Below are 25,111 nucleotides of genomic sequence, written 5' to 3'. Positions count from 1 at the left end.
CCATTCAACACAACTATTGTATGTTTTTATCTTGTTGCCCAACATCCGCCGATACTTTAACCAGGCTTTTCGATGCTGCCAAAACAGCACCGTTATTTGTATTTTGTACAAAACCTATTACTTCCCATCCCCGGGCCTCAACCCCGGCAGGCAAAGCAATAGTTGCGCTGCCATTGTTTTTGTTTAAAGGCATGGTTTGCAGGTTTCGTACAATTTGAGCATGGGCCAATGTGCGGCCACCATTTTCACCCCGCTCAACTTTTACAACAGCTTGTTTTTGAACCAATGCCAATGATATCACATTAGATGCGCTCCCGGTATTGCCTTCAACTTTGTATTGTACCGAAGCTGTATTATTCGCATTAAGAGTAACACCTAAGTTTAATTGAACACTGCCGCTCCCCTGCAGGCCGCTTTTAATAGTGCTGCGTAAACGCTCCTCCTGCGAACCTACAAACTCCGTTTTACCATTAACCACAATTTGCGGCGTGTAAACCTGCGACAAGTTTAACCAGTGCGCATATTCATTTTGCCGTTTTGAATAATCGGCACTACTGAAAACGTCTTTCCAGCCAAGACGGTTCCAGTAATCAACATGGTAGGCTAAAATATAAACGGGCTTATCGCCAACCTCTTTTTGAACTTTGGCAACCAGCTCGTCGGCAGGCGGGCAGCTTGAACAGCCTTCGGAAGTAAACAGTTCAACAAGGGCAAAACCTTTACCATTAAACTTTAAATTATCGTTTTGGTTGGTTTTAGCTCCACTTTTGCAATTTATGAATGCAACAGAAATGATTACTGCACCTATAACAAACGACACAAACGCAAATATTCTGATCTTTTTCATTTCACTTAGTTTAAATGATATACATTTTTTCTGCTTTGTCGGGTTTATTGGGATAACCTTACAATAATTTTTTACTTTTTTGGCTGATATAAATATCGGCATAATATGCTCAAATCAAGACACGTAGCGTAACTTAGTAATCATCAGGAAGGTCTTGGATTAAAATAGATTTGAATTTATCTTGTAAGGATTAAGCCCAGCGCCCGACTAAGCCTGTAATTGTATTAGCATTACCGCATTTCATGTTAACCGAAACTAATGTATTAAACCCTCATAAATGGGTTACAGCCTATGCCGATTACCTGTATATGTATGCCATTGTGCGCATCAATGATGAGGATACGGCCAAAGACCTGGTACAGGAAACTTTTTGGCAGCCCTTGAAAAAGTGGACCGGTTTGAGGGCAAAAGCACCGAACGAACGTGGCTTACCGCTATCCTTAAAAATAAGATTATTGATGTATACCGCAAAAAATCATCAGGTTTGGCTATAGCTTCGGCTAATAAAGCAGCTCAGGAGCAGGATGATTTTTTTGAGGAAGACAATGGGCACTGGAAAGCTGAATATGCTCCACAGCCCATCGCGGCAATGGACGACCAGGATCCTTTGTTAAAAAAAGAGCTGAACAGCATTCTGCAAAAATGCCTGCAAAAATTACCTGCCCTGTGGAACGCAGTATTTACCATGAAACACATAGACGATGCGGCTACCGAAAATATTTGCACCGAACTGCATGTTAGCCAGGCCAACTTCTGGGTTATCATTCACCGGGCAAAAGTTAACCTGAGGGCCTGCCTTCAAAAAAACTGGAATTAAACTGAAATGAGCTATTTAAAAAAAATTATATATAACTGTAAACAAGCTACTTTCCTCATCGAAAAAAACAGCTTAAACGGCTTAGCTTCCGCGAGGAAATGGAACTGCGCATTCACCTGGCCGGTTGCGGCGTGTGCGTATTATACAATAAACAAAGCCGCGTTATTAATGATATGGTGCAGCAGCTATTTCATGATTCGCTAAAAAATGAGCTGAAACTTGATGATGCTTTTAAAGCAGATTTGCAGGCAAGGATTGAAGAAGGATTGGCGTAATAAGATTTTATCACGAATGGATTTGCATTATGAATAAAATTTGAGCGAATTACACGAATCCATGTTTGACACGAATCTTTGCTTGGCGTAGATAATAGGATCGAATTATACGAATTGGCGTGGGTGATTAGATAGCCGGATCCTTTTTTAGAAAACAACTCGTTGATATTCAATTGAAGGTTTTCCGAAATTTATTACAAGGCCTAATTTGAGGCCAGAGGCTTTTAAGTAGTTAAGCGTTTGTTTGATATATGGGTCGCCGATGTAATTGCCTATTTTTACTTCGAGAATGATACCGTCATAAACTACAAAGTCAGCAACAAAGAAATGCTTGAGTTTTTGTTCTTTATATGTAATGGTAAATGGTCTTTCTCGTACAAATGGGATATTTAACCTGGCAAACTCAAACTCGAGGGCATCCTTATAAACTGCTTCTTTAAATCCGTGCCCCAATATGTTATGAACCTCAAAACATGCCCCGATAATTTTGTAAGATTCTTCCTTAAATAAGATTTCAACCACGGTTAACAGAATTGGTGACCAAAATATAGAATGATTTTAATTTCATCAATTATTTAATTAACTCTCCCGAGGAGTCGATAAAAAACAATTCGTGTAATTCAAAATAATTCTCTTCAGAGAGCAAGGATTCGTGTCAAACATGGATTCGTGTAATTCGATCTAATTGTAATCGACACGCAAAATATTCGTGTTAAAACTCTCTATCCTTCGTATCCATTATAATAGTAACCGGACCATCATTAAGCAGGTTGATTTTCATATCAGCACCAAAAATGCCTGTTGCTATCTTTTTGCCTGTTAATGTTTCAAGCGTTTGAACCATTTGTTCGTACATCGGGATAGCTTTATCCGGCTTGGCAGCCCGCAGAAACGACGGGCGGTTTCCTTTTTTAGTTTGAGCGAAAAGGGTAAACTGTGATATCAATAGTATATCCCCGTTAACATCGGCAAGGGCTTTATTCATAAGTCCGTTCTCGTCGCCAAAAACACGCATGCCTGTAATTTTATTAGCAAGCCACTGCATATCCTCTGGGGTATCGGCATCTTCAATCCCTAATAATACCAAAAATCCGACACCTATTTCGCCTGTAACATTTCCATCTACTGTGCAGCTTGCCTGGGTAACGCGTTGTAGTACAGCCCTCATAATTTTTACACGAATTAATTTATGTTGGTCACAATTTAGGCGAATTTCATTAATCTTATTCGCTATAGATAAGTAATTCGTGTAATTCGATCAAATTGCAAACGCCTTATAAGTATTTGTGTCAATTCGTTATCATTAGTGCAATTAGTGCTAATTCCATTCGTGTAATTAGTGCGTAATTAATTAAGTTCGCAACCGCTATTATGTATATCTAATTAATAGGATTAAAAATGAGTACAAAAAAAGGCTTCACTACCACCATATTACATGCCGACCGGCTTGGTAAACCCGAGCATGGTTCATTACATAAACCCATCCACACCTCTGTAACCTACGGGCACGAGGATGTGCAGGACCTGGTTGATATTTTCCAAAATAAAAAAAGTGGTTACGCTTATTCACGCCAGGGTAACCCAACTGTTACCGCTCTGGAGCAAAAGGTAACTCAAATGGAACATGGGGTATCAAGTATCGCTTTCTCAACCGGTATGGCGGCAATTTCGGCAACGGTGATGGCCCTTATTAAAGGTACTGACCATATCGTAGCCAGCTCGTTCCTGTTTGGGAACAGCCGCAGCATTTTCCAAACATTTATTGATATGGGTATCAGTATTGATTTTGTTGATGCTACCTCGGTTGATAATGTACGCGCGGCAGTAAAAGCAAATACCCGCATGGTGTTTGTTGAAACTATTGCCAACCCGGCCACGCAAATTGCCGACCTAAAAAACATTGGCGACCTGTGCGAGGAAAAAGGCATTATGTACGTTGTTGATAACACCATGACCTCGCCATACCTGTTTAACCCAATTAATGTTAAAGCAAGTTTAGTGATTAATTCACTTACCAAATACATTGGCGGTCATGGCAACGCCCTCGGTGGCGCGGTTACGAATACCGGCTTGTTTGATTGGGCAAACTACCCAAATATTTTCCCCGGATTTAAAGCAGCTGTAAAACCAGAGAACCTGGGCATGACCCAGATCCGTAAGAAAGGGTTACGTGACGCCGGTGGCACTTTATCACCCGAAGCTGCACATACAATATCTGTTGGTGCCGAAACCCTGGCCCTGCGCCTTGACCGTGCCTGCAGCAACGCTTTGGCACTGGCTAAATATTTCGATAATCACCCAAAAGTTAAAAAGGTATTTTACCCGGGCGTTGAATCGCACCCGCAGCATGAATTGGCCGGTGAGTTATTTACACGCTATGGCGGCTTGATGAGCATTGAGCTTGATGAAAGTATCAACTGCCTGGCATTTTTAAATAAACTGAAACTGGTTGTAAAATCAAGCAACCTTGGTGATACACGTACCCTGGCCATACCGGTTGCACAAACCATTTTCTTTGAACTTGGTGCCGAGCGCCGCGCAGAAATGGGCATTCCTGAAAGCATGATCCGCCTCTCGGTAGGTATTGAAGACCTCGACGATTTGCTCGACGATTTCAAAACCGCTTTAGGCGAATAAATATTGGGCCTTGTGAATAACACAAGGCCTTTTTTGTTGAATACCATACCTGTTCGCGACTTTCATAGCAGAACATAAAATAATTTTCATTGATCGATAGGGGTTTATATGCTGTTTGTTGTAATATAGACGTATGAAAACCTATAAAACCTTGAAAACACTTCTTCGTGTGCTAACCCTTGCACTTATAACCAGCGGCATCCAGGCGCAAACCCAACCAGACTCTTTAACCATCAAATTACAACAGGCTTTTACGCATGAAAGTCTGCCCGGCATGTATGTGATCATGACCGATGGTAATAAAGTTAGCTACTCCCATAGTTTTGGCTATGCAAATGAAGCCAACCAAGTACCCTATTTAGCTAATACAATTCAAAACATTGGCTCGGTGAGTAAAACTGTTATTGCCGTAGCGTTGATGAAAGCTATCGAATTAAAGTATTTTACGCTGGAAACAGATATCAACGATGTGCTACCTTTTAAGGTAACCAATCCTAATGACCCAAACGGAAAAATAACCATCAGGCAGTTAACCAACCATACATCAGGGATTGTTGATAACCCTGATGTATATCATTACTGCTATCATTTTTATCCTAAACTAAGGGCCTATGACAGTGTTTCGATTAAAACCCTTAACCAAATGGGGTTTGGTGATAAATTAAAGGATACAACTTTAGCCCAGTTCTTTTACAACTATTTATCCCCACAGGGAGAATACTACAGCAAGGCCAATTTCGGGGAAGGTCCGGCAGGAAGCGTTTCCTCATATTCTAACATCGGCTCGGCACTGGCGGCATATCTCATTGAACTTAAATCGGGCCTTTCTTATGCACAGTTTACCCAAAAGTATATCCTGAAGCCCCTAAAAATGGATCATTCAGGCTGGCATATTCAAGATGTGGATTTAAAAAACCACGCCTATTTATACCTCGATCAAAAGAACCGGTTCCCGTTATATGACCTGGTTACGTATCCGGATGGAGGGCTAAAAACTTCGCCCGAAGATTTGAGCAAATATTTAGTGGCAATTGCCCGGCACGATAAAAAGCTGCTTACTGAGGCATCTTATCAAACCATGTTCACCGCGCAGTTCAACAAGGAGCATCCGCCTAAAAACATCAATTTAACCTATCGTAACAAAGGCATCTTCTGGAATTTATATACTAACGGCACCGTAGGCCATGACGGCGATGATCCCGGCGTAGGCACTTATTTGTTCTTTAATACCACTACCGGCAAAGGAGGCTTGTTTTTGACCAATAAATACTTGCCGAATAAACAGGTAATTGTTGATGTGCTGGTGAAGGAAGCGGCGAAGAAGTAAGGTGTTTAATAAAAATTGTCATTTCGACCATCGGGAGAAATCTTATCTGTCATGCATTGCCAACTATGGGTGCGGTTTACATGGCTAATAAGATTTCTCTTTCGCCCCGACACACCATCCTCCTCTGCTCTATCGAAATGACAAGAGTTGAGTTTCTTCCTGACTCCTGACTCTAAAAGTCTTGATTCTCAAATCAGGCCCTTGTGTCATTACCATGATAAATACTCAGGTAACTCTCATAGCGCGATAGCGTTATCTCTCCTTCTTCCAAAGCTTCAAGTACGGCGCAGCCGGGTTCATTGATGTGGCGGCAATTGTTAAAACGGCATTGGTTCATCCGTTCACGCATTTCGGGAAAAAAATGACTAAGCTCCTGTTTTTCTATGTCGATAACACCCAGTTCGCGGATGCCGGGGGTATCAATAATAAAACCACCCTGCGGCAGCTCAAACATTTCGGCAAAGGTGGTGGTGTGCATCCCCTTATCGCTCCAGTCGGATACCATGTGTGTGCGCAGGTCCAACTCGGGTAGCAACGCGTTGATCAGGCTTGATTTACCCACGCCCGAGTGGCCGGAAAACAAAGTGACCTTATCCTTCAACAGATCCTGCACCTGGCTGATATTAGTACCTTCAATAGCCGAAACTTCAAAACAGGGGTAGCCAATATCTTCATAAATAGCTTTATAATCGGCCAAAACCTCCAGGCCTTCATCGCTAAACAGATCGAGCTTATTGAACACCAGTCTTGCAGGGATATCGTAAGCCTCGGCAGTTACCAAAAAGCGATCGATAAAACCCAGAGAAGTACGCGGAGAAGCCAGTGTAACTACCAAAATAGCCTGGTCGAGATTGGCAGCAATGATCTGCGCCTGTTTGCTCAGGTTAATAGCCTTGCGGATGATGTAGTTTTTTCGTTGATGCAGGTTGGTGATCACGCCATCTTCCCTGTCGGGCTCCATTTCAAAATCAACCACATCGCCAACGGCAATAGGGTTGGTTGTGGTAATACCTTTTATACGGAACTTACCTTTGATGCGGCAATCTATCTTTTGCCCATCGGGGGTTTGTACCTGGTACCAGCTTCCGGTTGATTTTGTAATTAGTCCCTGCATATTATCGAGCCTCAAAAGTAGCAAATTAATTTTGACACTAATTTTTTCGAATTTGAGCGAATTACACGAATTGCCATTCTACGTCATAATTTGTGTAATTCGGTTAATTGTGAATGGCATGCTGAGCATTCGTGGTAAAAATCTCTCCACGAATTTATTCGAATTAGCGAATTACACAAACTGCCTTTCCGAGCCGTAATTAGGGTCATTCGATCGAATCATACCCCTTGCTCAGCATTAGGTTGAAATAATTCGCATAAATTATTGACGCCCTGCAAGCATTCTTGCTAAACAATCAAAATATTTAACTGCATATAGGATCCGCAGTCGTTTCCCTGTACGCTTACAATAATCCGCAATGACAGATAAAACCTTTTACCTATCACCCTCATTATCAAATCCATCAATCACCCCCTCAATCGCCTTGCAATTATTACGAAAATCATAATTTGTTAAATAATCCTTGCAAATCAGAAAATAATCTACTTACTTTACAGACATTATATATGACAATTAACAACACCATTTCTACAATTATTATTACCACCGGTATAAACCTCGGAGGAAGATAATCGTATGGTGTAAAACATAAAATGAAAGCCAAAAGAAAAACCTTCCTCCGCAAAGAGGAAGGTTTTTTTGTTACAGAACGATTACTAACCCATAAATGAAAGTTTTAAAATTCGGAGGTACTTCCGTTGGATCTGTAAGCAGCATCCAAACCCTGTTAAGCATCCTGAAGGATGAAGTAAAAAATGAAGAAAAGCCGGTGGTGGTATTATCTGCCATGGGCGGTGTAACCAACCTGCTTTCGGCCATGGCCGAAGATGCGGCAAACGGCAAAGAGTTTACCGCAGGCTTAGCCGAATTGGAGAAACGTCACTTTGATACGGTTAAAGCCCTTTTGGATGTACAAAACCAAAACCCGGCGCTTACCCGTTTAAAAATTCACTTCAACCAACTGGAAGAACTTTTACAGGGCGTGCTTACCCTTCGCGAACTTACCCCGAAAACCCGCGACCAGGTACTGGCCTTCGGCGAACGTTGCTCAACCCTGATGGTGAGCAAAGTTGCAGCCCAGCATTTTGGCGATGTACTTTTTGTTGATGCTGCTGATGTAATTAAAACCGACAGCGCTTTCGGCAATGCCAAGGTAAACACCGAACTTACCGAAAGACTGGTACAAGGCCTGTATACCGAAAACAAAGGCAAAACATTGATCGTTACCGGTTTCATCGCCTCAAACGATGCAGGGCAAACTACAACATTAGGTCGCGGTGGATCTGATTATACTGCAGCTATATTCGGCGCAGCGTTAAATGCTCAGGAGGTTCAGATCTGGACGGATGTTAACGGCATGATGACTGCCGATCCCCGCATGGTGAAAAAAGCGTTCTCCTTAACCGAGCTTACTTATACCGAAGCTATGGAGCTTTCCTACTTCGGCGCCAAGGTGATCTATCCGCCAACTATGATCCCGGCATTTTTAAAGAAGATCCCTATCGTAATTAAAAACACCTTTGAGCCAGAGTTTGAAGGTACCGTGATCCGTCATGATTGCAAGGCCTCTACCCTGCCAATCAAAGGGATCTCATCTATCAACAATATCAGTATCCTAAATTTAGAGGGCAGCGGTATGGTGGGCAAATCCGGCTTTAGCGGCCGTTTGTTCTCCTTGCTTGCCCGCGAGCAGATCAACGTAATCCTGATCACCCAATCATCATCTGAGCACAGCATTACCTTTGCAGTTCAGCCACAAGATACAGACAGGGCAAAACAGGTTATCGAACAAGAGTTTGAACTGGAGCTTGCCGCTAAAAAACTCGAGCATCTGGTTATCGAGAAAAACCTTGCGATATTAGCCATTGTTGGCGAAAATATGAAACAAACCCCGGGCATGTCGGGCAAGTTGTTCCATGCGCTGGGCCGTAACGGTGTTAACGTAAGGGCTATAGCACAAGGCTCATCTGAATATAACATCTCGGTGATCATTTCGGCGAACGATCTGTCAAAAGCCTTGAACGCCGTGCATGACGCCTTCTTTGTACAGTTGACCAAAACCCTGCATGCGTTTTGCCTGGGTACCGGCAACATTGGCAAAACATTGTTTAATCAATTGAACGCCCATAGCGAATACCTGAAAGATAACAACGGCATCCAGGTTAAAATAGCCGGTATCAGCAATACCCGCAAAATGACGTTCAATAGTGATGGCATCTCTTTAGATACCTGGCAAAATGACCTGCAATCGTCGCCTTATGAAGCCGATCTGCAATCGTTCATCAACCGGATGAAAGAAATGAACCTGCCAAACTGTGTATTTATTGACAACACTGCAAGTCCCGTTCCCATCGGTTTTTACGAGGAGATCTTTAAAGCCAATATCTCGGTGATCACCTGTAATAAAATAGGCAACTCGGGCAGTTATAAGCAGTACCGCACGTTTAAAGATACCGCGCGCGCTCATGGAGTTGATTTCTTCTACGAAACCAACGTTGGCGCTGGCTTGCCGATCATCAATACCCTTAAAAACCTGATGAACAGCGGCGACAGGGTGCAACGTATTGAAGCAATACTTTCGGGTACTATATCGTTCATCTTTAATAACTTTAAAGGCGATGCCAATTTCCACGACGTGGTAAAAGAAGCACAGGACAAAGGCTATACCGAACCAGATCCTCGTGATGACCTGAGCGGTAAGGATTTTATGCGCAAAATGCTCATCCTTGCCCGCGATGCCGGATATGCTATGGAAGAGGCCGACGTTGAAATAGAAAGCGTATTGCCAAAAGCAAGCCTTGAGGCTAAAACCGTTGAGGATTTTTATGCTACCCTTAAAACCGAAGACGCACATTTTGCCAAACTAAAAGATGCAGCCGAAAAAGACGGCAAAGTATTGCGTTACATTGGCAAGTTAGAGGACGGTAAAGTAACTATCACCCTGCAAATGGTTGATGAAAACCATCCGTTCTACATGCTGTCGGGCAGCGATAACATCATATCCTTCACTACCGACAGGTACCGTGAGCGTCCGCTGGTAGTAAAAGGCCCTGGCGCTGGTGCCGAAGTAACCGCCGCAGGCGTATTTGCTGATTTAATAAATGTGGGAGCGAATTAACCCCCTACCCCCTGAAGGGGGAACCATAGCTTATAGCTAAAAAAAGGGATAGTAATAGATATATATTTACATGGAAAATAATTTAGAAGAAATAAAAGCCGCCCCCGGGTAGCACCCCCTTTAGGGGGCGGGGGGTAGCATCCACGTTTTTGCTCCGGCAACTGTAGCTAACGTTGTTTGCGGCTTCGATGTGCTGGGCTTTGCAGTTGATGAACCCGGCGACGAGGTGATCATGCGTGTGACGGGCAAACCGGGCATCACACTTAGCAAAATCACTGGCGATGACGGTCGCCTGCCGCTTGATCCGGCTAAGAATACCGTGAGCGTTAGTGTTCAGCATTATTTACAAAGTGTTGGCCGTACCGATATTGGTTTAGATATCGAGCTGCACAAAAAAATGCCTATTGGCAGTGGTTTAGGTTCAAGCTCGGCCAGTACTGTTGCAGGTTTGTTTGCTATTAAAACATTATTAGGTGATAATTCCGACCCGATAAAACTACTTCCTTTTGCTATGAAAGGCGAAGAGATGGCTTGCGGTCATGGCCATGCGGACAACGTTGCTCCTGCCCTGTTTGGTGGTTTTGTGCTCATCCGCAGTTATGAGCCGCTTGATGTGGTAAGGCTACCGCATCCTAAAAACCTGTGGTGTGCCATCGTGTTCCCTGATGTGGATGTACCCACCCGTGAAGCAAGGCAAATCATTCGTAAAAACATCCAGATGAAGGATGCCGTAACCCAATGGGGCAATATTGCGGGCTTAGTAAGCGGTTTATTTATGCAGGATATCGACCTCATTGGCCGCAGTATGAAAGATGTGCTGGTTGAACCTGTACGCTCTATGCTGATTCCTGACTTTTACAAAATGCGTGAAATGGCGATGGAACTAGGCGCGGTAAGCTTTGGTATCTCCGGCTCTGGCCCGTCGGTGTTTGCCTTTACTAAAGATGAAGCAACCGCCCGTGCCATCACCCAAAAATTACAGCAGCATTTAACCGGTTTAAAGATCGGTTCAAACAGTTATGTATCAACTATAAATGACGCGGGGCCGAAGGTTTTGGGATAGCCTTAAATCCTTCGCAATACAAACCACTATGTCATTGCGAGGTACGAAGCAATCGCACGGAAGCAGGTCCGCCCTGTATAGCATGCGATTGCTTCGTACCTCGCAATGACATGGTAGGATGAGCTCTAATAAACCTAATTAAATCCGAAATCGAACATCCGAATTCCGAAATCAAAAATGAAACTCTACAGTACCAATAATACCCTATCTGAAGTATCGTTCAAAGACGCGGTTTTTAACAGCATGCCGCAGGATAAAGGCTTATATATGCCTTACAGCATCCCCCGTTTGGATGCTGATTTTATCAACAACCTTGATAAATACTCCCTCCCCGAAATTGCTTTCAAAGTAGCACAAAACCTGCTTGGCGACTCTATTCCAGAGGCCGATTTGAAAGCCTTGATCGATGATGCCATTAACTTCCCAGCTCCTATTGTAAAGCTGGAAGACAATGTATATGTCCTCGAGCTTTTCCACGGACCATCACTGGCATTTAAAGATTTTGGTGCCCGCTTTATGAGCCGCGTAATGAGCTATTTCCTTGAGCCCGGCGAAAAACAACTGGACGTACTGGTTGCCACTAGTGGCGATACCGGCGGTGCTGTAGCCCTTGGCTTTTTAGGTGTCCCCAATACCCGTGTTACCATCCTTTATCCAAAAGGTAAAGTGAGCGGCGTGCAGGAGCAGCAACTAACTACCAATGGTCAAAACATCCGTGCCCTTGAGGTTGACGGTACCTTCGATGATTGCCAGGCCCTGGTGAAACAGGCGTTTGTTGATGATGAGCTAAACGAAAAATTCCGCCTTACATCCGCCAATTCCATCAATATTGCACGTTTGGTTCCGCAAACTTTTTATTACTTCAATGCATATGCACAGCTATTAAGGCAAGGCATTAAAAAAGTAGTTTTCTCCGTGCCAAGCGGCAACTTCGGCAATATAGGCGCAGGTTTGTTAGCCTGGAAAATGGGCTTACCTGTCGAAAAATTTATTGCGGCTACCAATGTCAATGATACTGTGCCTGAGTTTCTAAAAACCGGCGTTTATCAACCCAAACCATCGGTAGCAACTTTATCTAACGCAATGGACGTAGGCAACCCAAGCAACTGGGTACGTATTGCCGATCTGTTTAAAAACGATACCGAAGCGCTTAAAGAATTGGTTATTGGCTTTAAGTACAATGACGAGGAAACTGTAAAAGCCATCAACTGGGTATTTGATAACTATAATTATGTGGTTTGCCCACACACTGCTATCGCATGGCAGGCTTTAACCGATTATAAACAGGACCATGCCGCTGTTGACACCGCCGGTGTATTCCTTTCAACCGCACATCCTTGTAAATTCCCTGACGTATTTAGCGATGAGGTTGCTGCTAAAATTGAAGTACCGGAACAGGTAAAAGAACTGGAAGCAAAAACCAAGCTCGCAGTAGCCATTAGTAAAGATTTTACTGATTTTAAAGGCTATCTTTTAGGGGTTAATTAATTTCAGTATTTTTAGCTGCTGGAAAACCAACAACTACCCGTTATTGCAGAAAGCTGGGTAGGCCTGTCAGTCTGAGCCTGTCGAAGACTCGCGCGGAGAGGCCTGCCCACCATGCTTCGACAGGCTCAGCATGACACCCTTTTTTGGTCGTGGGAAAGCTACGCAATAACAGGCAGTTGAAACATGGCCGGCTTCAATACTGAAACATAAAATGCTTAGCAAAACCCTGATATTTATCTGCCTCCTGGCAGTTTGCCTAATCGCCTGCAGCCGTAAACAAAAGTTCGACCGTGATAAATGGGATGATGGAGATGGCCTTACGTTCGCTTATCGCCCGGGTATGGTTAATGACCTGATTGAAAGTAAACAGCTTAATAATCTTAAATATCAACAGGTGATCCATTTGCTCCACCGCCCTCAATTAAGCAGTAAAGACAGCATGGTATACGACCTTGACAGAGAATACAGCAAAGGCAAATTGATTTATACCCAAACGCTTGTTGTTTTTTTGAAAGATTCGGTAGTTACAAAGGCCGAGGTTCATGAAACCCACGCAAAGAAAAAATGATCAACACCATAATATTCGATCTGGGGGCCGTTCTAATCGATTGGAACCCGCATTATTTGTACCGCACCCTGTTTACTGATGAACAGGAAATGATAGACTTTTTGGCTAATATTTGTACCTCCGAATGGAATGAGGAGCAGGATGCCGGCCGGTCCTTACAAGAAGGTACAGATTTACTTGTAGCTCAGTTTCCGGAACACGAAGCCAATATCCGTGCTTTTTATTCCCGCTGGATAGAGATGCTTGGCGATCCTTTTCACGATACGGTAGAGATCTTCAAACAATTAAAAGAAAGCGGTAAATACAAAATCTACGCATTGACCAACTGGTCGGCCGAAACTTTTCCGATGGCCCAGGAGCGTTTCGATTTTTTAGGATGGTTTGATGGCATTGTTGTATCCGGCGCCGAAAAAATGCGTAAACCCACCCCTGCCTTTTATCAAACCCTGCTTGATCGTTACCATGTAAATGCAGATGAGGCTTTATTTATTGACGATAACTATCGTAATATTTTAGCGGCGGAAAAAATGGGAATTGAATGTATCCATTTTACATCGGCGGAAGCTTTAGAGATTAAGCTGAAGGAGTTAGAGGTGTTGTAAAATCTTGCAAATCGGCCGCGAGACCATCTGTGATGAAGTTCTTAAGACGGGCCTATATTTCTAACGTAAGCGCCGGTAATTGCGTTACAAACGCCATAACATATTAAGCACCCGTTACAAACGGGCGCTAGTTTATGAACAATACGTATTTATTTCTGCGGGGCAACTATCCATGCTACAATTACCACAGCCAGTATCCCGCCCATAATCAAATAACTTAACGGGTGGGCAAAATTCACTGTCCATCCCATGTACTTAATTCTTTTGGGCACAATGATCCGGCTATCATCTTTGTTGTAATAAAATACGCCGTATTTATAATTATTACTATCCTCTGTAGGTTCCATCGGTACTTATCCAAATAACTCGCTACTCAAATACCTGTCGCCACGGTCACAGCAAATAAAAACGATTAGCCCCTCTTCCAGTTCTTGAGCAAGCCTTACAGCCGCAGATAGTGCACCGCCGCTGCTCATGCCTGCAAATACGCCTTCAACCTTAGCCATTTGGCGGGCCATTTGAGTCGCTTCTTCCTGCGAAATATCCATTAGCCGGTCAACCCGTTTGGCATCAAAAATCTTGGGCAGGTATTCTTCGGGCCACCTGCGGATGCCGGGGATGGAAGAGCCTTCAACCGGTTGGCAACCTACTATCTGTACGTTGGCGTTTTGCTCTTTCAAATATCTTGAACAGCCCATGATGGTACCTGTAGTTCCCATAGCACTTACAAAGTGGGTGATTTTGCCTTCGGTATCGTGCCAAATTTCGGGGCCTGTTGTTTTTACGTGTGCCATGTAGTTATCCGGGTTGGCAAACTGATTCAGCAGGAAATATTCGCCCGTAGCGGCCTTTTCTTCTGCATAATCACGACAAACTTCTATTCCTTCCAACAGGGTAACTTTAGCTCCAAATGCCTCCATAGTAAGCGTACGCTCGCGGGTGGAGTTGGATGGCATCACCAGCTCTATCTCCAGATCAAACAACCTTGCAATCATAGCCAATGCTATCCCTGTATTGCCACTGGTAGCTTCAATCAACTTTGTGCCAGGCTTAATGTCGCCGCGCTCAATAGCACTCCTGATCATGTTGAGCGACGCGCGGTCTTTTACGCTGCCACCCGGATTATTGCCTTCCAGCTTGGCGAAGATCCGCACTTTTGGATTTGGGTTCAGCTTTTTAATTTCTACCATAGGCGTGTTGCCTATCAGGTCTATCAATGAAGCCATTATATATTTTTTATGGTAAATGTTCTATTTCTTGTGGCCAAACAATTTAATGCTCAATCTTTTCAGTACCCTGTGGTTAGGTGTGTGGTATACCCTTGAATTTGGCGGCAAACTCTTGGTGAGCCAAACGTTCCCCCTACCACACTGTTATGGCCGATGATGGTTTCTCCGCCCAAAATAGTAGCGCCGGAGTAAATTACCACATTATCCTGAACTGTAGGATGGCGCTTGGTATTGGCCATACTTTTATCCACACTTAATGCCCCCAGGGTAACGCCCTGGTACAGCTTTACATGCTTACCTATTTTACAGCTTTCGCCAATAACAATACCGGTACCATGATCTATATAGAAATACTCGTCTATCTGGGCAGCAGGATGAATATCTATCCCTGTTTTAGAATGCGCATATTCTGTAAGGATCCTTGGCAACAACGGAATATCATCGATATAAAGGCTGTGCGCCACCCGGTAAAGCGAAATGGCATAAAAGCCCGGATAAGTACGGATCACTTCAAACTCGCTGCGAGCAGCAGGGTCTCCGTTAAAAATAGCCTGGATATCGGTATTCAGAATGCGGAATAACTCGGGAAGGCCCTCAAAAAACTTTTTGGCCAGCTTTGAGGTATCACAGTTACTGCAGGCTTTGGTGGCATGCATAATGTCACAAAGTTCATTCTCAAGCCTTAAAAACTCATCCTTCAGCTCCTCAACCGAAGCATACTGTTGCCCGGTTTGTTCGGGGTACAGCAAATGGATCACTTTTAGTGCCCAGGCAGTAATCTCCCTGTTTGAAGGCACAGCCTCCAGCTTTTGCTGTTTAGCAAAAATATGTTGATAAAAATCCTGACTCATGTTTTATGGTGGGGCTGTTTTGGGAAAACAACCAATAACAGTACAAGTTTATATAAAAGATTGTTGTTAATATGTAAAATGAACCGGATAATTGATATTTGAGTGAATTTAACCTATGCAGAAACATGAAAGATCAAATAATTGAAACGGTAACGGCCTTGTTCACCGGAGCCGATGAGCGCGACTGGGGCAAAGTTAAAAATACATTTGCCGAAAATGTGGAGCTTGATTATAGTTCCATGACTGGCAACCCGGCAAGTATTGTACCTGCTGAAGGTATTATTACGGCGTGGCGTGGCTTTTTGCCCGGCTTTGACAAAACCAATCATCAGCTGGCCGATTTTTATGTCATGCAAAACGGGTCGGTAGCGCTTGTTCATTATTATGGCAAAGCCGATCATTTTATTGGTGACGACCTATGGATTGTTGAGGGCACTTATGATACCGAGCTCACTGAAACTGATGGCAAATGGATCATCACGAAACATAAGCTTAACCTAATTAAGCAGGATGGCAATACGGACTTGCCGGTACAGGCAGCCGCCCGGGTATCTGAACGGGGTTAATAAAAGACCTTGAAGAGTTACGAAGTTTTAAAAACTTCGTAACTCTGGGATTATGTAACTCATTACAAATCTGCCCCTGCCCTTTTTCTCCGGCTTAGTCCCGCCTGTAAGATTACGGATATGATGATGATCAACAGGCCTGCATAAAAGGATAAATTGAGCTGCCGGGATTCATTGAATAAAATCATTGCCAGTAAAATACTGTAAACAGGCTCCAGGTTAAAGGTTAAGTTAACCGTAAAGGCAGACATTTTCCTCAAAACCTCGGCCACCATAACATAAAGGCCAACCGTGCAAAAAAGCGATAAAAGCAGCAAATAAATGATATCCAATGTGCCTGGTATTATCGTTTTTGAAGGGAAGAAATAAAGATATAGCGGCGAGGCCAGTATCAGCGCGACAGATCCGGCCAGCATCTGATACAAGTTCATAACGGTTGAATCATACTTTTTAACCAGACGCTCGTTCAATATGGTATAAAGGGATGCCAGGAAGGATGAAATTACGCCAAGGATGATCCCGGTTCTGAATGAGGTATCAAAATGAAATATCAAACCGATACCGGCAAGTGTAAGCATACTTAGCAGCAGTTCAGTAATATTGAAAGGTTTTTTGTTGATAAGCGGAGACAGAAATGCAGTAAAAAAACTGGTGAGGCAATAGCAAACTACGCCTACCGAAACGTTGGAATATTTGATGCTGGCATAAAAAAACCCAGTGAAAGGCAATTAGTAATCCAGCCTTACCCATTTCCGTTATGTTGCTCCATGAGTATTTAAATTGTGGCTTTTTGAGCCATACAATAATCACCAGGAATAAAAAAGAGAACAGCGTACGGTAACAGGTAAGCAGGTATTCATTTAACGAGATAAGCTTTCCGAATACCCCGGTAAAGCCCGCCAGTATTACGGCTATATGCAACAGAACAAATGTTTTTTTCATTTTTTGCTAAATTAAGAATCGGTTGGGCAAAGCATAACAATACCAGCAATTGCCCGCATTGAATAAATTGTTTTGAAAATAATGTTGAAAAAATTCAGATCCGATAGAGATTATCGATATCCGTTAGCAAAAAAGAGCTGGTGGTGAATCATTGAAAAATGGCTCCGACGCAAGGATATTGCGAATAAGGGATTTCGAAGCCCCTGCGGTTCCATTTTTAATGTTTACTGTTGTCATTTGTTGATGAGTCAAAAATAAGGAAAAGTTTTGTTTTAACTAAAGATTTGTGATTGTCTTGTCACTTTGGCTATTACCATAAAATTGAAGGCCGTTTTGGTTCACAGAGATAACTTCTACCGCAGGTAGCTTAAGCAGAGATCGGTGCGTCCCACAAGCCGAACGGCCGGGACACACACATACCCTGTGTGTACGAGCCGGGACACTTATATAATAAATGTTTACAGGCGAGCTGCTTATTATTTAGATGGATATAATTACATATCATTTCTTTTTAAATTTATCGGTGATACAACAAAACAATGCCATACACCGTATCATTGCATATTGATAAAAGCAGCAATGTTAAATTGATACAAATCATAGAATGCCGCTAAAACGCCTTTTTTTAAACTTTTAATATTAACGCTGTTTCTATTCCCGGGCCGGGTATGTGCCGACATTCCATATCAGTTAGTTTACCTGAAAAATTATAGCGCGCCTGATGGCCTGCCCAGTTCAAGGGTTAACTATTTAATGCAGGACAGCAGGGGTTTTATCTGGCTGGCCACCGATAAAGGCGTGAGCAGGTTTGACGGCCAGCACTTTAAAAACTTCACATCGGCCGATGGGCTGGAAAACAATGAGTGTTTCAGGATTGCCGAGGATAATTATCACCGGATTTTTTTACTGTAATAACTACAGGGTCTGTTATTATGAAAACGGGCTTATACATAAGCTTAACTCATCTCAAAAAGTAATCGTTTCACCCTTCGCCAATTTCTTTTTTAACCGTTATAATGAGCTCTGTGTAAATTACAGGCTTAGTACCAAAGTTTATCATTTTGAAGAGTTAAAATCGGAAAGACATGCCATAAGGCATTTGAACGGGTACATTTATGGTTCTGACGGAGAAGAGATCATCCTGTCTGAAAACGACCTTGACATCCTCGAAGAAGAGCTTAAGGCCGGCCAGTTAAGTTTTCAAACTGCCAATACCAATATCAAACCTTACCGGTTGGCTTTACATCAAAATTATTTACTATTGATAACTAAAGACTGGGTACATGTTTATCGGTATCAAAAAAGCGGGATCGTCCCGCTCAGTAAAATCTTTTTACCGGCAACGTAACTTCAGTGTATCTTACCGGCAAAAACACGTTTGCCGTTACAACGGTAAAACAGGGCACCTACATTATTAACTATGTTACCGGCGAACGGAAAAATTACCTTAATAATAACATCACTACCGCTACGGTTATTGACCGGGAAAATAATTTATGGTTTGGCAGCTATGACAAAGGCTTTTTTCTATGTACCAATCCCGAAATAAAAATCATTAACAAAGAAAGCGGGCTGGCCAATGAAGATGTTTTAAAACTGGCCATTGCAGGAGGTTACCTGTTTACCGGGCATGTTTTAAGCACACTGAGTTATATGAAACTTGGCGCAAATCAAACGCCGTCGATAGGCACTATAACTATGAATCAAAACCGGTCTGACTTTAACCGGATAACCAATCTGCTTACAATCTCGGGCAACACTCTCGTCATAGGTACCGATAATGGTATATTCAGATTAGATATTTCCAATAAGAACCCGTTGTCATGGCATTCTGTAAAAATTTTTTATGGTCCGATAAAAGGAATTGCTGCACGATCCGACACAGTGTATTTCCTTACACAAAATGCAGTTGGCGTTTTGACAGATAAGTTTAAACATCAATTGGGGTACAATTTTAAGCCCATACGTATGACATCTGTAACATGGTATAAGAGTAAGACGCTCGTAGGCTCACTTTACGGGTTATACCAGTTTGTACCTTTCGGGAGCGCCGGCAAGTTTTCCTCTATTCGAATATTGGCCGATAAAGGAATAAATGTTGTTAAGAGCCTGGCATCAAATAATGATGTATGCGCCATAGGTACCGAAGCTCAGGGGATGTTTTTGCTGGCCGGCGAAAAAATTGTTCAGTTTAGATCTCCTGCTATTTTTTCAGGCGATATCCGTAAACTGGTATGGACAGATGACAATACTTTATGGGTCTGTACCGCAAACGGTGTAAGCATTATCAGCTTCCATAATCATTATCAAAATTACCGCATAAGTTTGCTCAATACCAGTAACGGGCTCCCCTCTGATAACGTTGCCGATGTAGTGCAGAACGGGCATGATTATTACATAGCCACCGATCAGGGCATAGCCGTCACTCAAAATTTAGGGAATACGAGCCTGCCTAAACCTGTGTTGATTAACGACGGGATACCCGGAACTCAAAGCAGCTTTACTTACGGCAGGCCTGTTATATTTAACTGCGTTGCCCTATCCTACAAAAGCATGGGTAAAATACAATACCGCTTCAGGCTTAAGGGGGTTGATAAAAATTGGAGCGTCGCGCCTTCCGGCGAAAAACGGTTCGACCTGCTGCCCCCGGAAACTATGAGTTAGAAGCCGTGGCTGCCGACCGTTTTAACCAGTTAAGCCAGCCGCTCATTTTTAAATTTGACGTTATGCCTTTATGGTATCAACAGTTATGGCTGCAGGTGGTGGCTGTATTAAGTGCCATAATCATCGCTTTCCTGCTGGTACGGAAATATTATCAGTCCATCATCGGCTTACAAAAAAAGGACTATGAAAATGCACTTGCCCTGCAGCGCGAACGACAGCGGATCAGCAGCGAGGTGCATGATGATTTAGGGGCAAGCATCTCCGGCATTAAGCTCAGGACCGAATTGCTCAGCCGCAAAACGGCCGATCAGCCCGCTTTTAAGGAGATAGACGCTATTCATGAAGCCATCACCGATATATCTACCCAGGTAAGGTTAATTATCTGGAGCCTTGATGCCGAAAACGACGAAGTAAGCAACCTGGCCGGCTTTATTCATAAACAAGCCATTAAAATATTTGAATACAGCAATATTGACCTTCATGTAAATACCTCCATTAGCGAAACCCCGGTTACCATCAGCGGCGAAAAAAGGCGCCAGGTATACCTCCTTGTTAAGGAAGTATTAAACAATGTTGTCAAACATTCGGAGGCACAAAACGCGTTTCTGGAAATCAACCTTTACAAAAACCGGCTGCAGATCAGCATCCGTGATGACGGGCGCGGATTTGACCCTGATGTGCGCAAACACGAAACCATGGGCATCCGGAATATTTACGCCCGGGCAAAAAGATTGAACGCCGAACTCAAAATTGATACCGCCCACGGTAAAGGCACATCCATCAGTCTTAAACTAAACCTTTAGCGTATACCCCATAATAGGTATTAAGAAACCCGGGATAATTTAGGAATTAGCATTTTATATTTACTGCAAAGCACGCTCCAGATAATTTTGTTAAAGGATAATTTACACTACCCGCGCGGGCTGGAACAGAAGAAACTAAAAGGCCTCGTTAAAATAACTCCCCTGTTAGTGATCTTTAAAGCCTAACCTTATCATTACCATAATTCGTTGCCGCCCGGCTTCGCGGCACTTGTTATTCACCTTCGCACAATTATAATCACCAGCCTAAAAGATCAATCCCGCTTTAACAGTAAAGGGGCAAACAACCAATTGGTCATTTGCCCCTTTACTTTGTTCAAACCTATCCTGCGCAACCGGAACGACCGCCGGCAGCCTGTGCCTTAAAGGCAAATTCTTAGTTCAGATATTTGGTGATATCCTCAGATAGCGGGGTAGTTTGCGATCTGAAACGGTGGATCAGTTTACCGTTTTCGTCTATGAGGAATTTTTCGAAATTCCATTTGATGTCACCGGTAAAATCAGGGTTTGGAGCGGTTGTTAAGTATTGAAACAACGGATCGATATCCAAACCTAAAACGCTTACTTTACCGCTCATCGGGAATTTTACGTTAAAGTTTTCTTTGCAAAAGGTCTTAATGTCCTGATTAGTGCCCGGCTCCTGGCCGCCAAAGTTATTGGCCGGGAAACCTACTACTACCAGTTTGCCTTTGTATTGTTCAGATAGTTTTTCCAGGTCGGCGTATTGTTTGGTGAAGCCGCATTTTGAAGCCGTATTTACGATCAATACTTTTTTGCCTTTGTATTTAGCCAGGCTAAAATCTTTGCCATCAATGGTTTTCAGTTTAAAATCATATACTGAAGATGGTGCGGTGGCAAATAATAAGGCGATGATGAGTGCCAGTGTTTTCATGGTTTTTACAATTGATTTTTATAATCCACTATAAAAGTAAGGCTAAAAATTTCTTTTAGCTAAGTACTCATCTTCTTTTTGTGTCATTTTTTGTTTTGTAACAACACTTTTATCCGTGTAACCCAACAGGTGCAGGGCGCCGTGAATGATAACACGGTGCAGCTCATTGGTTTCGCCGGTTTTAAATTTGGCGCCATTTTCACGGATGCGGTCTATCGAAATAAAGATATCGCCAACAATATCCCCCTCTACTTCCGAATTATCAAAAGTTACAATGTCGGTAAAAGTATCATGATCAAGATATTGCTGGTTTATTTGCAGCAGGTATGCGTCTGAGCAAAAAATGTAGTTAAGCTCTTTCAGTTTAAAGCCCTCGGCAATTACCGTTTCCTTTATCCATTGTCTTAATTGCGCTTTTTGTTTCGGCTTAAAGGTTGTGTCTTCTTCAAAAAAATTAATCGTGGGCATCAGATCTTAAAGTGAAGTTCAATTTCATTACCCGAGGCATTAAAAATACATTGGTCGGCAAGGTGTTTAATGATAAACACACCGCGGCCGGTGAGGTTCTCGAGATTTTCGGGAGCTGTAGGATCGGCAAGGTTATTATAGTCAAAGCCCGGGCCTTCATCTGTAACAGTCCAGATGATACGCTTCGGTTCCACTTCGGCATTAACAATCACTTTTTTTGTTTCATCCTGTTTGTTACCATGCATAATGGCATTAATAACCGCTTCATTAAGGCAGGTCATCATATTGGCGAAGGTATCCTCCTCAACATGATATTTATCAGCAATTTCTTCTATCAGCTGCTCAAGCAACGTTATGCTCTCCGGTTTTGACGGCAGCTGCAACGTATATAGCTCGCTGGTTTGAACATTTGCCTCTTCCATATTATTTGGCATTAAGTTGATCAAAGTAAGATTTTATTTTTTGTTTATAATACAAATTAAGTGCCGGAGATACCGTTCTGATCTGCTCCGTCTGCTTTGCTTTTTGTTGCTGGTACCCCTGCAGTGCCTTTATGTATCCCGGTGGCAAATCCTTACCTGCATTGCTCTCTCTTTGCTGATCCTGATCTCGTTGCTGCTCGGCCTTTTCGGCCTCTAATAACCGGGTTTGAATTTGCTGCTGCCTTTTTAGCGCGTCATCTGTAATCTTCCTGTTTACGAGATCACGTTCGGTTTGTTCCATTTCTTTCGAAATTTTATCCAAATTGCCCAATCCGCCTGTCCCGTCTTTATTTTCGTCCCTGTCAATTTGTTGCAAAGCCTGCCGTATCATCTGCTGCTGACGTGCCATTTTAGCAAACTGCTCGCTCATATTACCACTATTGCCCTGCTGGCCTTTACCCTGGTTGCCTTGTTGCTGCATCTGCTCGCGGGCCTTTTGCATATTTTGATTAAGCTGTTGCTGCATTTTTGCCAATTGCGATATGGATTGCTGCTTTCCCTTGCCTCCTTTGCCGCCCTTATTCATCATTTTTTGCATTTGCTCAAGCGCTTCGCTCAGCATCAAGGCAAGGTTGTTCATGGATGTCATAGCGTATTGCTGGTTGCGGTTTGCCTCAAGCGTACGCCTGTCGCCCAGAAACTCAAGAGCCTGGTCAATATGCTCGTTGATACTGGTAATCTCCTTATTAACTGTCGACTGGATCTGCGGCACCCTCCTGCTGATGGCATACAAGCTGTCTTCGGCCGTTTTCAAGTTGTCTTTTATATCCTTTTGATTTTGCGATAGCGTAACATATGACGGATCTGTAGGATTGGTGTTTTTAAGCGTTTGCATCAGCTTTTCCTGATTAAACGAACTGTTAACCAGGCTTTTTAACAATTCCCTCAACTGCTGGGCATCAACAGCATTCTCTTTTGATTCGCCTTCGTCGCTATCTTTTTGCATTTTTGCAGCAAGCTCCTTCATTTGCTTTGCTGCCTGCTGCTGCGATTTTGAGGCTTTTGAATTATCCTTTTTTTGCAGATCGCCGGCACTTTGATCCATCTGCTGCTCAATATCTTTGGTTTCCTTTTCAGGATTTTGATAGTCTGATTTACGTTCGGACTGCTCATTGACCTTCTGCAACTCATCGAAGCCTTTCTTCACATCCTGAAAATCCCGCTTCAGCTTATCCTGTTGCTGCTGAAGGTTCTTCTGGTCGGCACCGGGCTGTTTGGTTTGATCAGATAGTTTTTGCTGCTCATCGGCCAGCTTATTCAGCTGATCGAGGTTTTGATTGAGCTTTTGCTCAAACTCCAGCTTTTTGTAAAGTTCCAGCACCCGGTCGAGCTCCTTTTTTAACGATTTATTATCCATCTGCATTTTGGATAATTCATCGCGGGTAGCATCTTTTTGTTGCTCGTTTAACAGTTGTTGCAGGTTTTGAAGCAGCTCTTTTGTTTTTTGATCAAGTACATTGTTAAACAAATCTTCAATCTGCTTTTGCTTAGCCATGATCTCTTCGGTTTGCTGCTGGTTTTCCTGGCGATTGTATAAATTCTTTTTGTTATCGGCCTGGATATCTTTTACCAAATCTTCCAGGTCTTTACGCTTTTGCATCAGGTCTTCTATCTGCTTTTTCTCATCAAACGAGAGTGTATTTTTGTTCAGCAGGTTTTGATTAAGCTTTTGCGCGTCGCGTTCAACCTGTCCCGCCAGCTTTATAGCCGAAGCCATTTTTTCTTTTATAGCTTTTGAGCCCGCATTTAACTGTTGGTTAATCTCCTTGTTGTCAGGCACATTTAGTGTATGTTTTGCTGTACGCGCTGTTTTGTGGCCGGTCACTTCGTCGTTATCGGCAACCTCAAAAAAGTAGCTTACATGGTCGCCGGGATTAATGCCCATTTCCTTTAAGTTCCAATAATAAAAGAAATCGGCTTGTGTTTGGGCCAGGTCTGCATTAACCTTTTTGGTAAATTCCCTTTCTTTGCTGTTGCCTGTAGCCGCGATGGTATAATGAAACGTTAGCGATGAAAAACCATGATCATCCTGGATCTTGCCATTAAAATAAAACGCTTTCATGCTTACCGAATCTGGCTTTTCATCAACAAAGATGGATGGCGCTTCGTCAGTAACAACGTTGATGCGATATGTAGCCGAATCACTCTGATTTACCTGTGCATTAACCGGTAAAAGTTTGTAAACCGACGTTTTCAATATCCGCTCACGGTGTTCAAACAGGTCTGGCCCATTTTGTACCGTAACGTGGCTTTGCCCATTTATGTCAAACATCAATGTACTGGCATACTGGGTATGCAATTGCCAGTTCACAGTTGTACCGGCAGGAATAGTCAAATCGC

At 43.0% G+C, this 25,111-nt stretch carries 27 protein-coding genes; 15 read left to right on the top strand and 12 right to left on the bottom strand.

Annotated features, from left to right (window positions below; translation table 11 throughout):
* Positions 1–13: 13 nt before the first annotated feature.
* Positions 14–847 carry a DUF1223 domain-containing protein gene (locus tag ACQ86K_RS31905; RefSeq protein WP_091176165.1) on the bottom strand — a complete coding sequence of 278 codons (834 nt, stop codon included), beginning with the start codon at positions 845–847 and terminating at the stop codon, positions 14–16.
* Positions 848–1,089: 242 nt separating this feature from the next.
* Between ACQ86K_RS31905 and ACQ86K_RS31900 the strand changes: the two genes are divergently transcribed.
* From ACQ86K_RS31900 to ACQ86K_RS31890, 3 genes are all read left to right on the top strand, one after another.
* On the top strand, positions 1,090–1,341 hold the full coding sequence (locus ACQ86K_RS31900) for a hypothetical protein (RefSeq protein WP_431200988.1): 252 nt from the start codon (positions 1,090–1,092) through the stop codon (positions 1,339–1,341).
* On the top strand, positions 1,236–1,664 hold the full coding sequence (locus ACQ86K_RS31895; RefSeq protein ID WP_431200976.1) for a sigma-70 family RNA polymerase sigma factor: 429 nt from the start codon (positions 1,236–1,238) through the stop codon (positions 1,662–1,664). Before ACQ86K_RS31900 ends, ACQ86K_RS31895 begins: the two co-directional genes overlap by 106 nt.
* 98 nt (positions 1,665–1,762) lie before the next feature.
* Complete coding sequence (locus ACQ86K_RS31890) at positions 1,763–1,939, top strand: hypothetical protein (RefSeq protein WP_431199425.1); 177 nt, start codon at positions 1,763–1,765, stop codon at positions 1,937–1,939.
* A gap of 147 nt (positions 1,940–2,086) precedes the next feature.
* On the opposite strand, the gene ACQ86K_RS31885 is transcribed toward ACQ86K_RS31890, so the two are convergent.
* Together ACQ86K_RS31885 and dtd are read right to left on the bottom strand one after the other, a co-directional pair.
* On the bottom strand, positions 2,087–2,461 hold the full coding sequence (locus tag ACQ86K_RS31885; protein ID WP_091176114.1) for a GxxExxY protein: 375 nt from the start codon (positions 2,459–2,461) through the stop codon (positions 2,087–2,089).
* A gap of 190 nt (positions 2,462–2,651) precedes the next feature.
* On the bottom strand, positions 2,652–3,107 hold the full coding sequence (gene dtd, locus ACQ86K_RS31880) for a D-aminoacyl-tRNA deacylase (RefSeq protein WP_091176117.1): 456 nt from the start codon (positions 3,105–3,107) through the stop codon (positions 2,652–2,654).
* Positions 3,108–3,337: 230 nt separating this feature from the next.
* Here dtd and ACQ86K_RS31875 point away from each other — a divergent pair, with 230 nt between their 5' ends.
* Together ACQ86K_RS31875 and ACQ86K_RS31870 are read left to right on the top strand one after the other, a co-directional pair.
* Positions 3,338–4,576, top strand: a complete 1,239-nt coding sequence (locus tag ACQ86K_RS31875) for a cystathionine gamma-synthase family protein (protein ID WP_091176119.1) — start codon at positions 3,338–3,340, stop codon at positions 4,574–4,576.
* Positions 4,577–4,709: 133 nt separating this feature from the next.
* On the top strand, positions 4,710–5,903 hold the full coding sequence (locus tag ACQ86K_RS31870) for a serine hydrolase domain-containing protein (RefSeq protein ID WP_431199424.1): 1,194 nt from the start codon (positions 4,710–4,712) through the stop codon (positions 5,901–5,903).
* 193 nt (positions 5,904–6,096) lie between these two features.
* Here the strand turns inward: ACQ86K_RS31870 and rsgA are convergent, their stop codons facing one another.
* Positions 6,097–7,017: a ribosome small subunit-dependent GTPase A gene (gene rsgA, locus ACQ86K_RS31865; protein WP_129569524.1), complete on the bottom strand. Its 921-nt coding sequence runs from the start codon at positions 7,015–7,017 to the stop codon at positions 6,097–6,099.
* Between the two features lie 667 nt (positions 7,018–7,684).
* Here rsgA and thrA point away from each other — a divergent pair.
* From thrA to ACQ86K_RS31840, 5 genes are all read left to right on the top strand, one after another.
* A complete protein-coding gene (thrA, locus tag ACQ86K_RS31860; protein WP_112656387.1) occupies positions 7,685–10,135 on the top strand; it encodes a bifunctional aspartate kinase/homoserine dehydrogenase I in 2,451 nt (816 codons plus the stop codon).
* Between the two features lie 139 nt (positions 10,136–10,274).
* Complete coding sequence (locus ACQ86K_RS31855) at positions 10,275–11,198, top strand: homoserine kinase (protein ID WP_431200975.1); 924 nt, start codon at positions 10,275–10,277, stop codon at positions 11,196–11,198.
* Positions 11,199–11,375: 177 nt separating this feature from the next.
* Entirely contained in the window at positions 11,376–12,686 is a 1,311-nt protein-coding gene (thrC, locus tag ACQ86K_RS31850; RefSeq protein ID WP_431199423.1) for a threonine synthase, read from the top strand.
* Positions 12,687–12,897: 211 nt separating this feature from the next.
* Positions 12,898–13,254, top strand: a complete 357-nt coding sequence (locus tag ACQ86K_RS31845; protein ID WP_431199422.1) for a hypothetical protein — start codon at positions 12,898–12,900, stop codon at positions 13,252–13,254.
* Positions 13,251–13,856: an HAD family hydrolase gene (locus ACQ86K_RS31840; RefSeq protein WP_431199421.1), complete on the top strand. Its 606-nt coding sequence runs from the start codon at positions 13,251–13,253 to the stop codon at positions 13,854–13,856. Before ACQ86K_RS31845 ends, ACQ86K_RS31840 begins: the two co-directional genes overlap by 4 nt.
* A 149-nt stretch (positions 13,857–14,005) precedes the next feature.
* On the opposite strand, the gene ACQ86K_RS31835 is transcribed toward ACQ86K_RS31840, so the two are convergent.
* The 3 genes from ACQ86K_RS31835 to ACQ86K_RS31825 form a co-directional block, all read right to left on the bottom strand.
* Positions 14,006–14,203 (bottom strand): DUF5808 domain-containing protein, encoded by a 198-nt coding sequence (locus tag ACQ86K_RS31835; RefSeq protein WP_091176142.1) that lies wholly within the window; start codon positions 14,201–14,203, stop codon positions 14,006–14,008.
* A gap of 6 nt (positions 14,204–14,209) precedes the next feature.
* Positions 14,210–15,082 (bottom strand): cysteine synthase CysM, encoded by an 873-nt coding sequence (gene cysM, locus ACQ86K_RS31830; protein ID WP_431199420.1) that lies wholly within the window; start codon positions 15,080–15,082, stop codon positions 14,210–14,212.
* Between the two features lie 62 nt (positions 15,083–15,144).
* On the bottom strand, positions 15,145–15,936 hold the full coding sequence (locus ACQ86K_RS31825) for a serine O-acetyltransferase (RefSeq protein ID WP_431199419.1): 792 nt from the start codon (positions 15,934–15,936) through the stop codon (positions 15,145–15,147).
* Positions 15,937–16,061: 125 nt separating this feature from the next.
* On the opposite strand from ACQ86K_RS31825, the gene ACQ86K_RS31820 reads away from it, so the two are divergent.
* Entirely contained in the window at positions 16,062–16,502 is a 441-nt protein-coding gene (locus ACQ86K_RS31820; protein WP_129569528.1) for a nuclear transport factor 2 family protein, read from the top strand.
* Between the two features lie 62 nt (positions 16,503–16,564).
* Here ACQ86K_RS31820 and ACQ86K_RS31815 read toward each other — a convergent pair whose 3' ends face one another.
* Positions 16,565–17,230: a DMT family transporter gene (locus tag ACQ86K_RS31815; RefSeq protein ID WP_431199418.1), complete on the bottom strand. Its 666-nt coding sequence runs from the start codon at positions 17,228–17,230 to the stop codon at positions 16,565–16,567.
* Between the two features lie 850 nt (positions 17,231–18,080).
* Here ACQ86K_RS31815 and ACQ86K_RS31810 point away from each other — a divergent pair.
* The 4 genes from ACQ86K_RS31810 (at position 18,081) to ACQ86K_RS31795 (ending at position 20,911) form a co-directional block, all read left to right on the top strand.
* Positions 18,081–18,356 carry a two-component regulator propeller domain-containing protein gene (locus ACQ86K_RS31810; RefSeq protein WP_431200974.1) on the top strand — a complete coding sequence of 92 codons (276 nt, stop codon included), beginning with the start codon at positions 18,081–18,083 and terminating at the stop codon, positions 18,354–18,356.
* A gap of 187 nt (positions 18,357–18,543) precedes the next feature.
* Positions 18,544–18,792 carry a hypothetical protein gene (locus tag ACQ86K_RS31805; RefSeq protein WP_431199417.1) on the top strand — a complete coding sequence of 83 codons (249 nt, stop codon included), beginning with the start codon at positions 18,544–18,546 and terminating at the stop codon, positions 18,790–18,792.
* Positions 18,793–18,797: 5 nt separating this feature from the next.
* Positions 18,798–20,108 carry a two-component regulator propeller domain-containing protein gene (locus tag ACQ86K_RS31800; protein WP_431199416.1) on the top strand — a complete coding sequence of 437 codons (1,311 nt, stop codon included), beginning with the start codon at positions 18,798–18,800 and terminating at the stop codon, positions 20,106–20,108.
* 5 nt (positions 20,109–20,113) lie between these two features.
* Positions 20,114–20,911 carry a sensor histidine kinase gene (locus tag ACQ86K_RS31795; RefSeq protein ID WP_431199415.1) on the top strand — a complete coding sequence of 266 codons (798 nt, stop codon included), beginning with the start codon at positions 20,114–20,116 and terminating at the stop codon, positions 20,909–20,911.
* Between the two features lie 394 nt (positions 20,912–21,305).
* Here ACQ86K_RS31795 and ACQ86K_RS31790 read toward each other — a convergent pair whose 3' ends face one another.
* Genes ACQ86K_RS31790 through ACQ86K_RS31775 form a run of 4 tightly spaced genes read right to left on the bottom strand, consistent with a single transcriptional unit; the run spans position 21,306 to position 25,106 of the window.
* Positions 21,306–21,821, bottom strand: a complete 516-nt coding sequence (locus ACQ86K_RS31790; RefSeq protein ID WP_091174940.1) for a glutathione peroxidase — start codon at positions 21,819–21,821, stop codon at positions 21,306–21,308.
* A gap of 42 nt (positions 21,822–21,863) precedes the next feature.
* Entirely contained in the window at positions 21,864–22,289 is a 426-nt protein-coding gene (gene ybeY / locus ACQ86K_RS31785) for an rRNA maturation RNase YbeY (protein ID WP_091174938.1), read from the bottom strand.
* Complete coding sequence (locus ACQ86K_RS31780) at positions 22,289–22,711, bottom strand: ATP-binding protein (RefSeq protein ID WP_091174936.1); 423 nt, start codon at positions 22,709–22,711, stop codon at positions 22,289–22,291. Before ACQ86K_RS31780 ends, ybeY begins: the two co-directional genes overlap by 1 nt.
* Before the next feature lies 1 nt (position 22,712).
* Entirely contained in the window at positions 22,713–25,106 is a 2,394-nt protein-coding gene (locus ACQ86K_RS31775; RefSeq protein WP_431199414.1) for a DUF4175 family protein, read from the bottom strand.
* Positions 25,107–25,111 lie beyond the last annotated feature (5 nt).

It is taken from the genome of Mucilaginibacter sp. P19, assembly GCF_050632265.1.
Lineage (GTDB): Bacteria > Bacteroidota > Bacteroidia > Sphingobacteriales > Sphingobacteriaceae > Mucilaginibacter > Mucilaginibacter gossypii.
The sequence above is the reverse complement of the archived record's forward strand: the minus strand, read 5'-3'. Positions and strand labels throughout refer to the sequence as shown.

Bases quoted from the DNA above. Each gene is read 5' to 3' on its own strand.
- ACQ86K_RS31905 (WP_091176165.1), bottom strand. From the start codon at position 847: ATGAAAAAGATCAGAATATTTGCGTTTGTGTCGTTTGTTATAGGTGCA.
- ACQ86K_RS31900 (WP_431200988.1), top strand. From the start codon at position 1,090: ATGTTAACCGAAACTAATGTATTAAACCCTCATAAATGGGTTACAGCC.
- ACQ86K_RS31890 (WP_431199425.1), top strand. From the start codon at position 1,763: ATGGAACTGCGCATTCACCTGGCCGGTTGCGGCGTGTGCGTATTATAC.
- dtd (WP_091176117.1), bottom strand. From the start codon at position 3,107: ATGAGGGCTGTACTACAACGCGTTACCCAGGCAAGCTGCACAGTAGAT.
- ACQ86K_RS31875 (WP_091176119.1), top strand. From the start codon at position 3,338: ATGAGTACAAAAAAAGGCTTCACTACCACCATATTACATGCCGACCGG.
- ACQ86K_RS31870 (WP_431199424.1), top strand. From the start codon at position 4,710: ATGAAAACCTATAAAACCTTGAAAACACTTCTTCGTGTGCTAACCCTT.
- rsgA (WP_129569524.1), bottom strand. From the start codon at position 7,017: ATGCAGGGACTAATTACAAAATCAACCGGAAGCTGGTACCAGGTACAA.
- thrA (WP_112656387.1), top strand. From the start codon at position 7,685: ATGAAAGTTTTAAAATTCGGAGGTACTTCCGTTGGATCTGTAAGCAGC.
- thrC (WP_431199423.1), top strand. From the start codon at position 11,376: ATGAAACTCTACAGTACCAATAATACCCTATCTGAAGTATCGTTCAAA.
- ACQ86K_RS31845 (WP_431199422.1), top strand. From the start codon at position 12,898: ATGCTTAGCAAAACCCTGATATTTATCTGCCTCCTGGCAGTTTGCCTA.
- ACQ86K_RS31840 (WP_431199421.1), top strand. From the start codon at position 13,251: ATGATCAACACCATAATATTCGATCTGGGGGCCGTTCTAATCGATTGG.
- ACQ86K_RS31835 (WP_091176142.1), bottom strand. From the start codon at position 14,203: ATGGAACCTACAGAGGATAGTAATAATTATAAATACGGCGTATTTTAT.
- cysM (WP_431199420.1), bottom strand. From the start codon at position 15,082: ATGGCTTCATTGATAGACCTGATAGGCAACACGCCTATGGTAGAAATT.
- ACQ86K_RS31825 (WP_431199419.1), bottom strand. From the start codon at position 15,936: ATGAGTCAGGATTTTTATCAACATATTTTTGCTAAACAGCAAAAGCTG.
- ACQ86K_RS31820 (WP_129569528.1), top strand. From the start codon at position 16,062: ATGAAAGATCAAATAATTGAAACGGTAACGGCCTTGTTCACCGGAGCC.
- ACQ86K_RS31790 (WP_091174940.1), bottom strand. From the start codon at position 21,821: ATGAAAACACTGGCACTCATCATCGCCTTATTATTTGCCACCGCACCA.
- ybeY (WP_091174938.1), bottom strand. From the start codon at position 22,289: ATGCCCACGATTAATTTTTTTGAAGAAGACACAACCTTTAAGCCGAAA.
- ACQ86K_RS31780 (WP_091174936.1), bottom strand. From the start codon at position 22,711: ATGGAAGAGGCAAATGTTCAAACCAGCGAGCTATATACGTTGCAGCTG.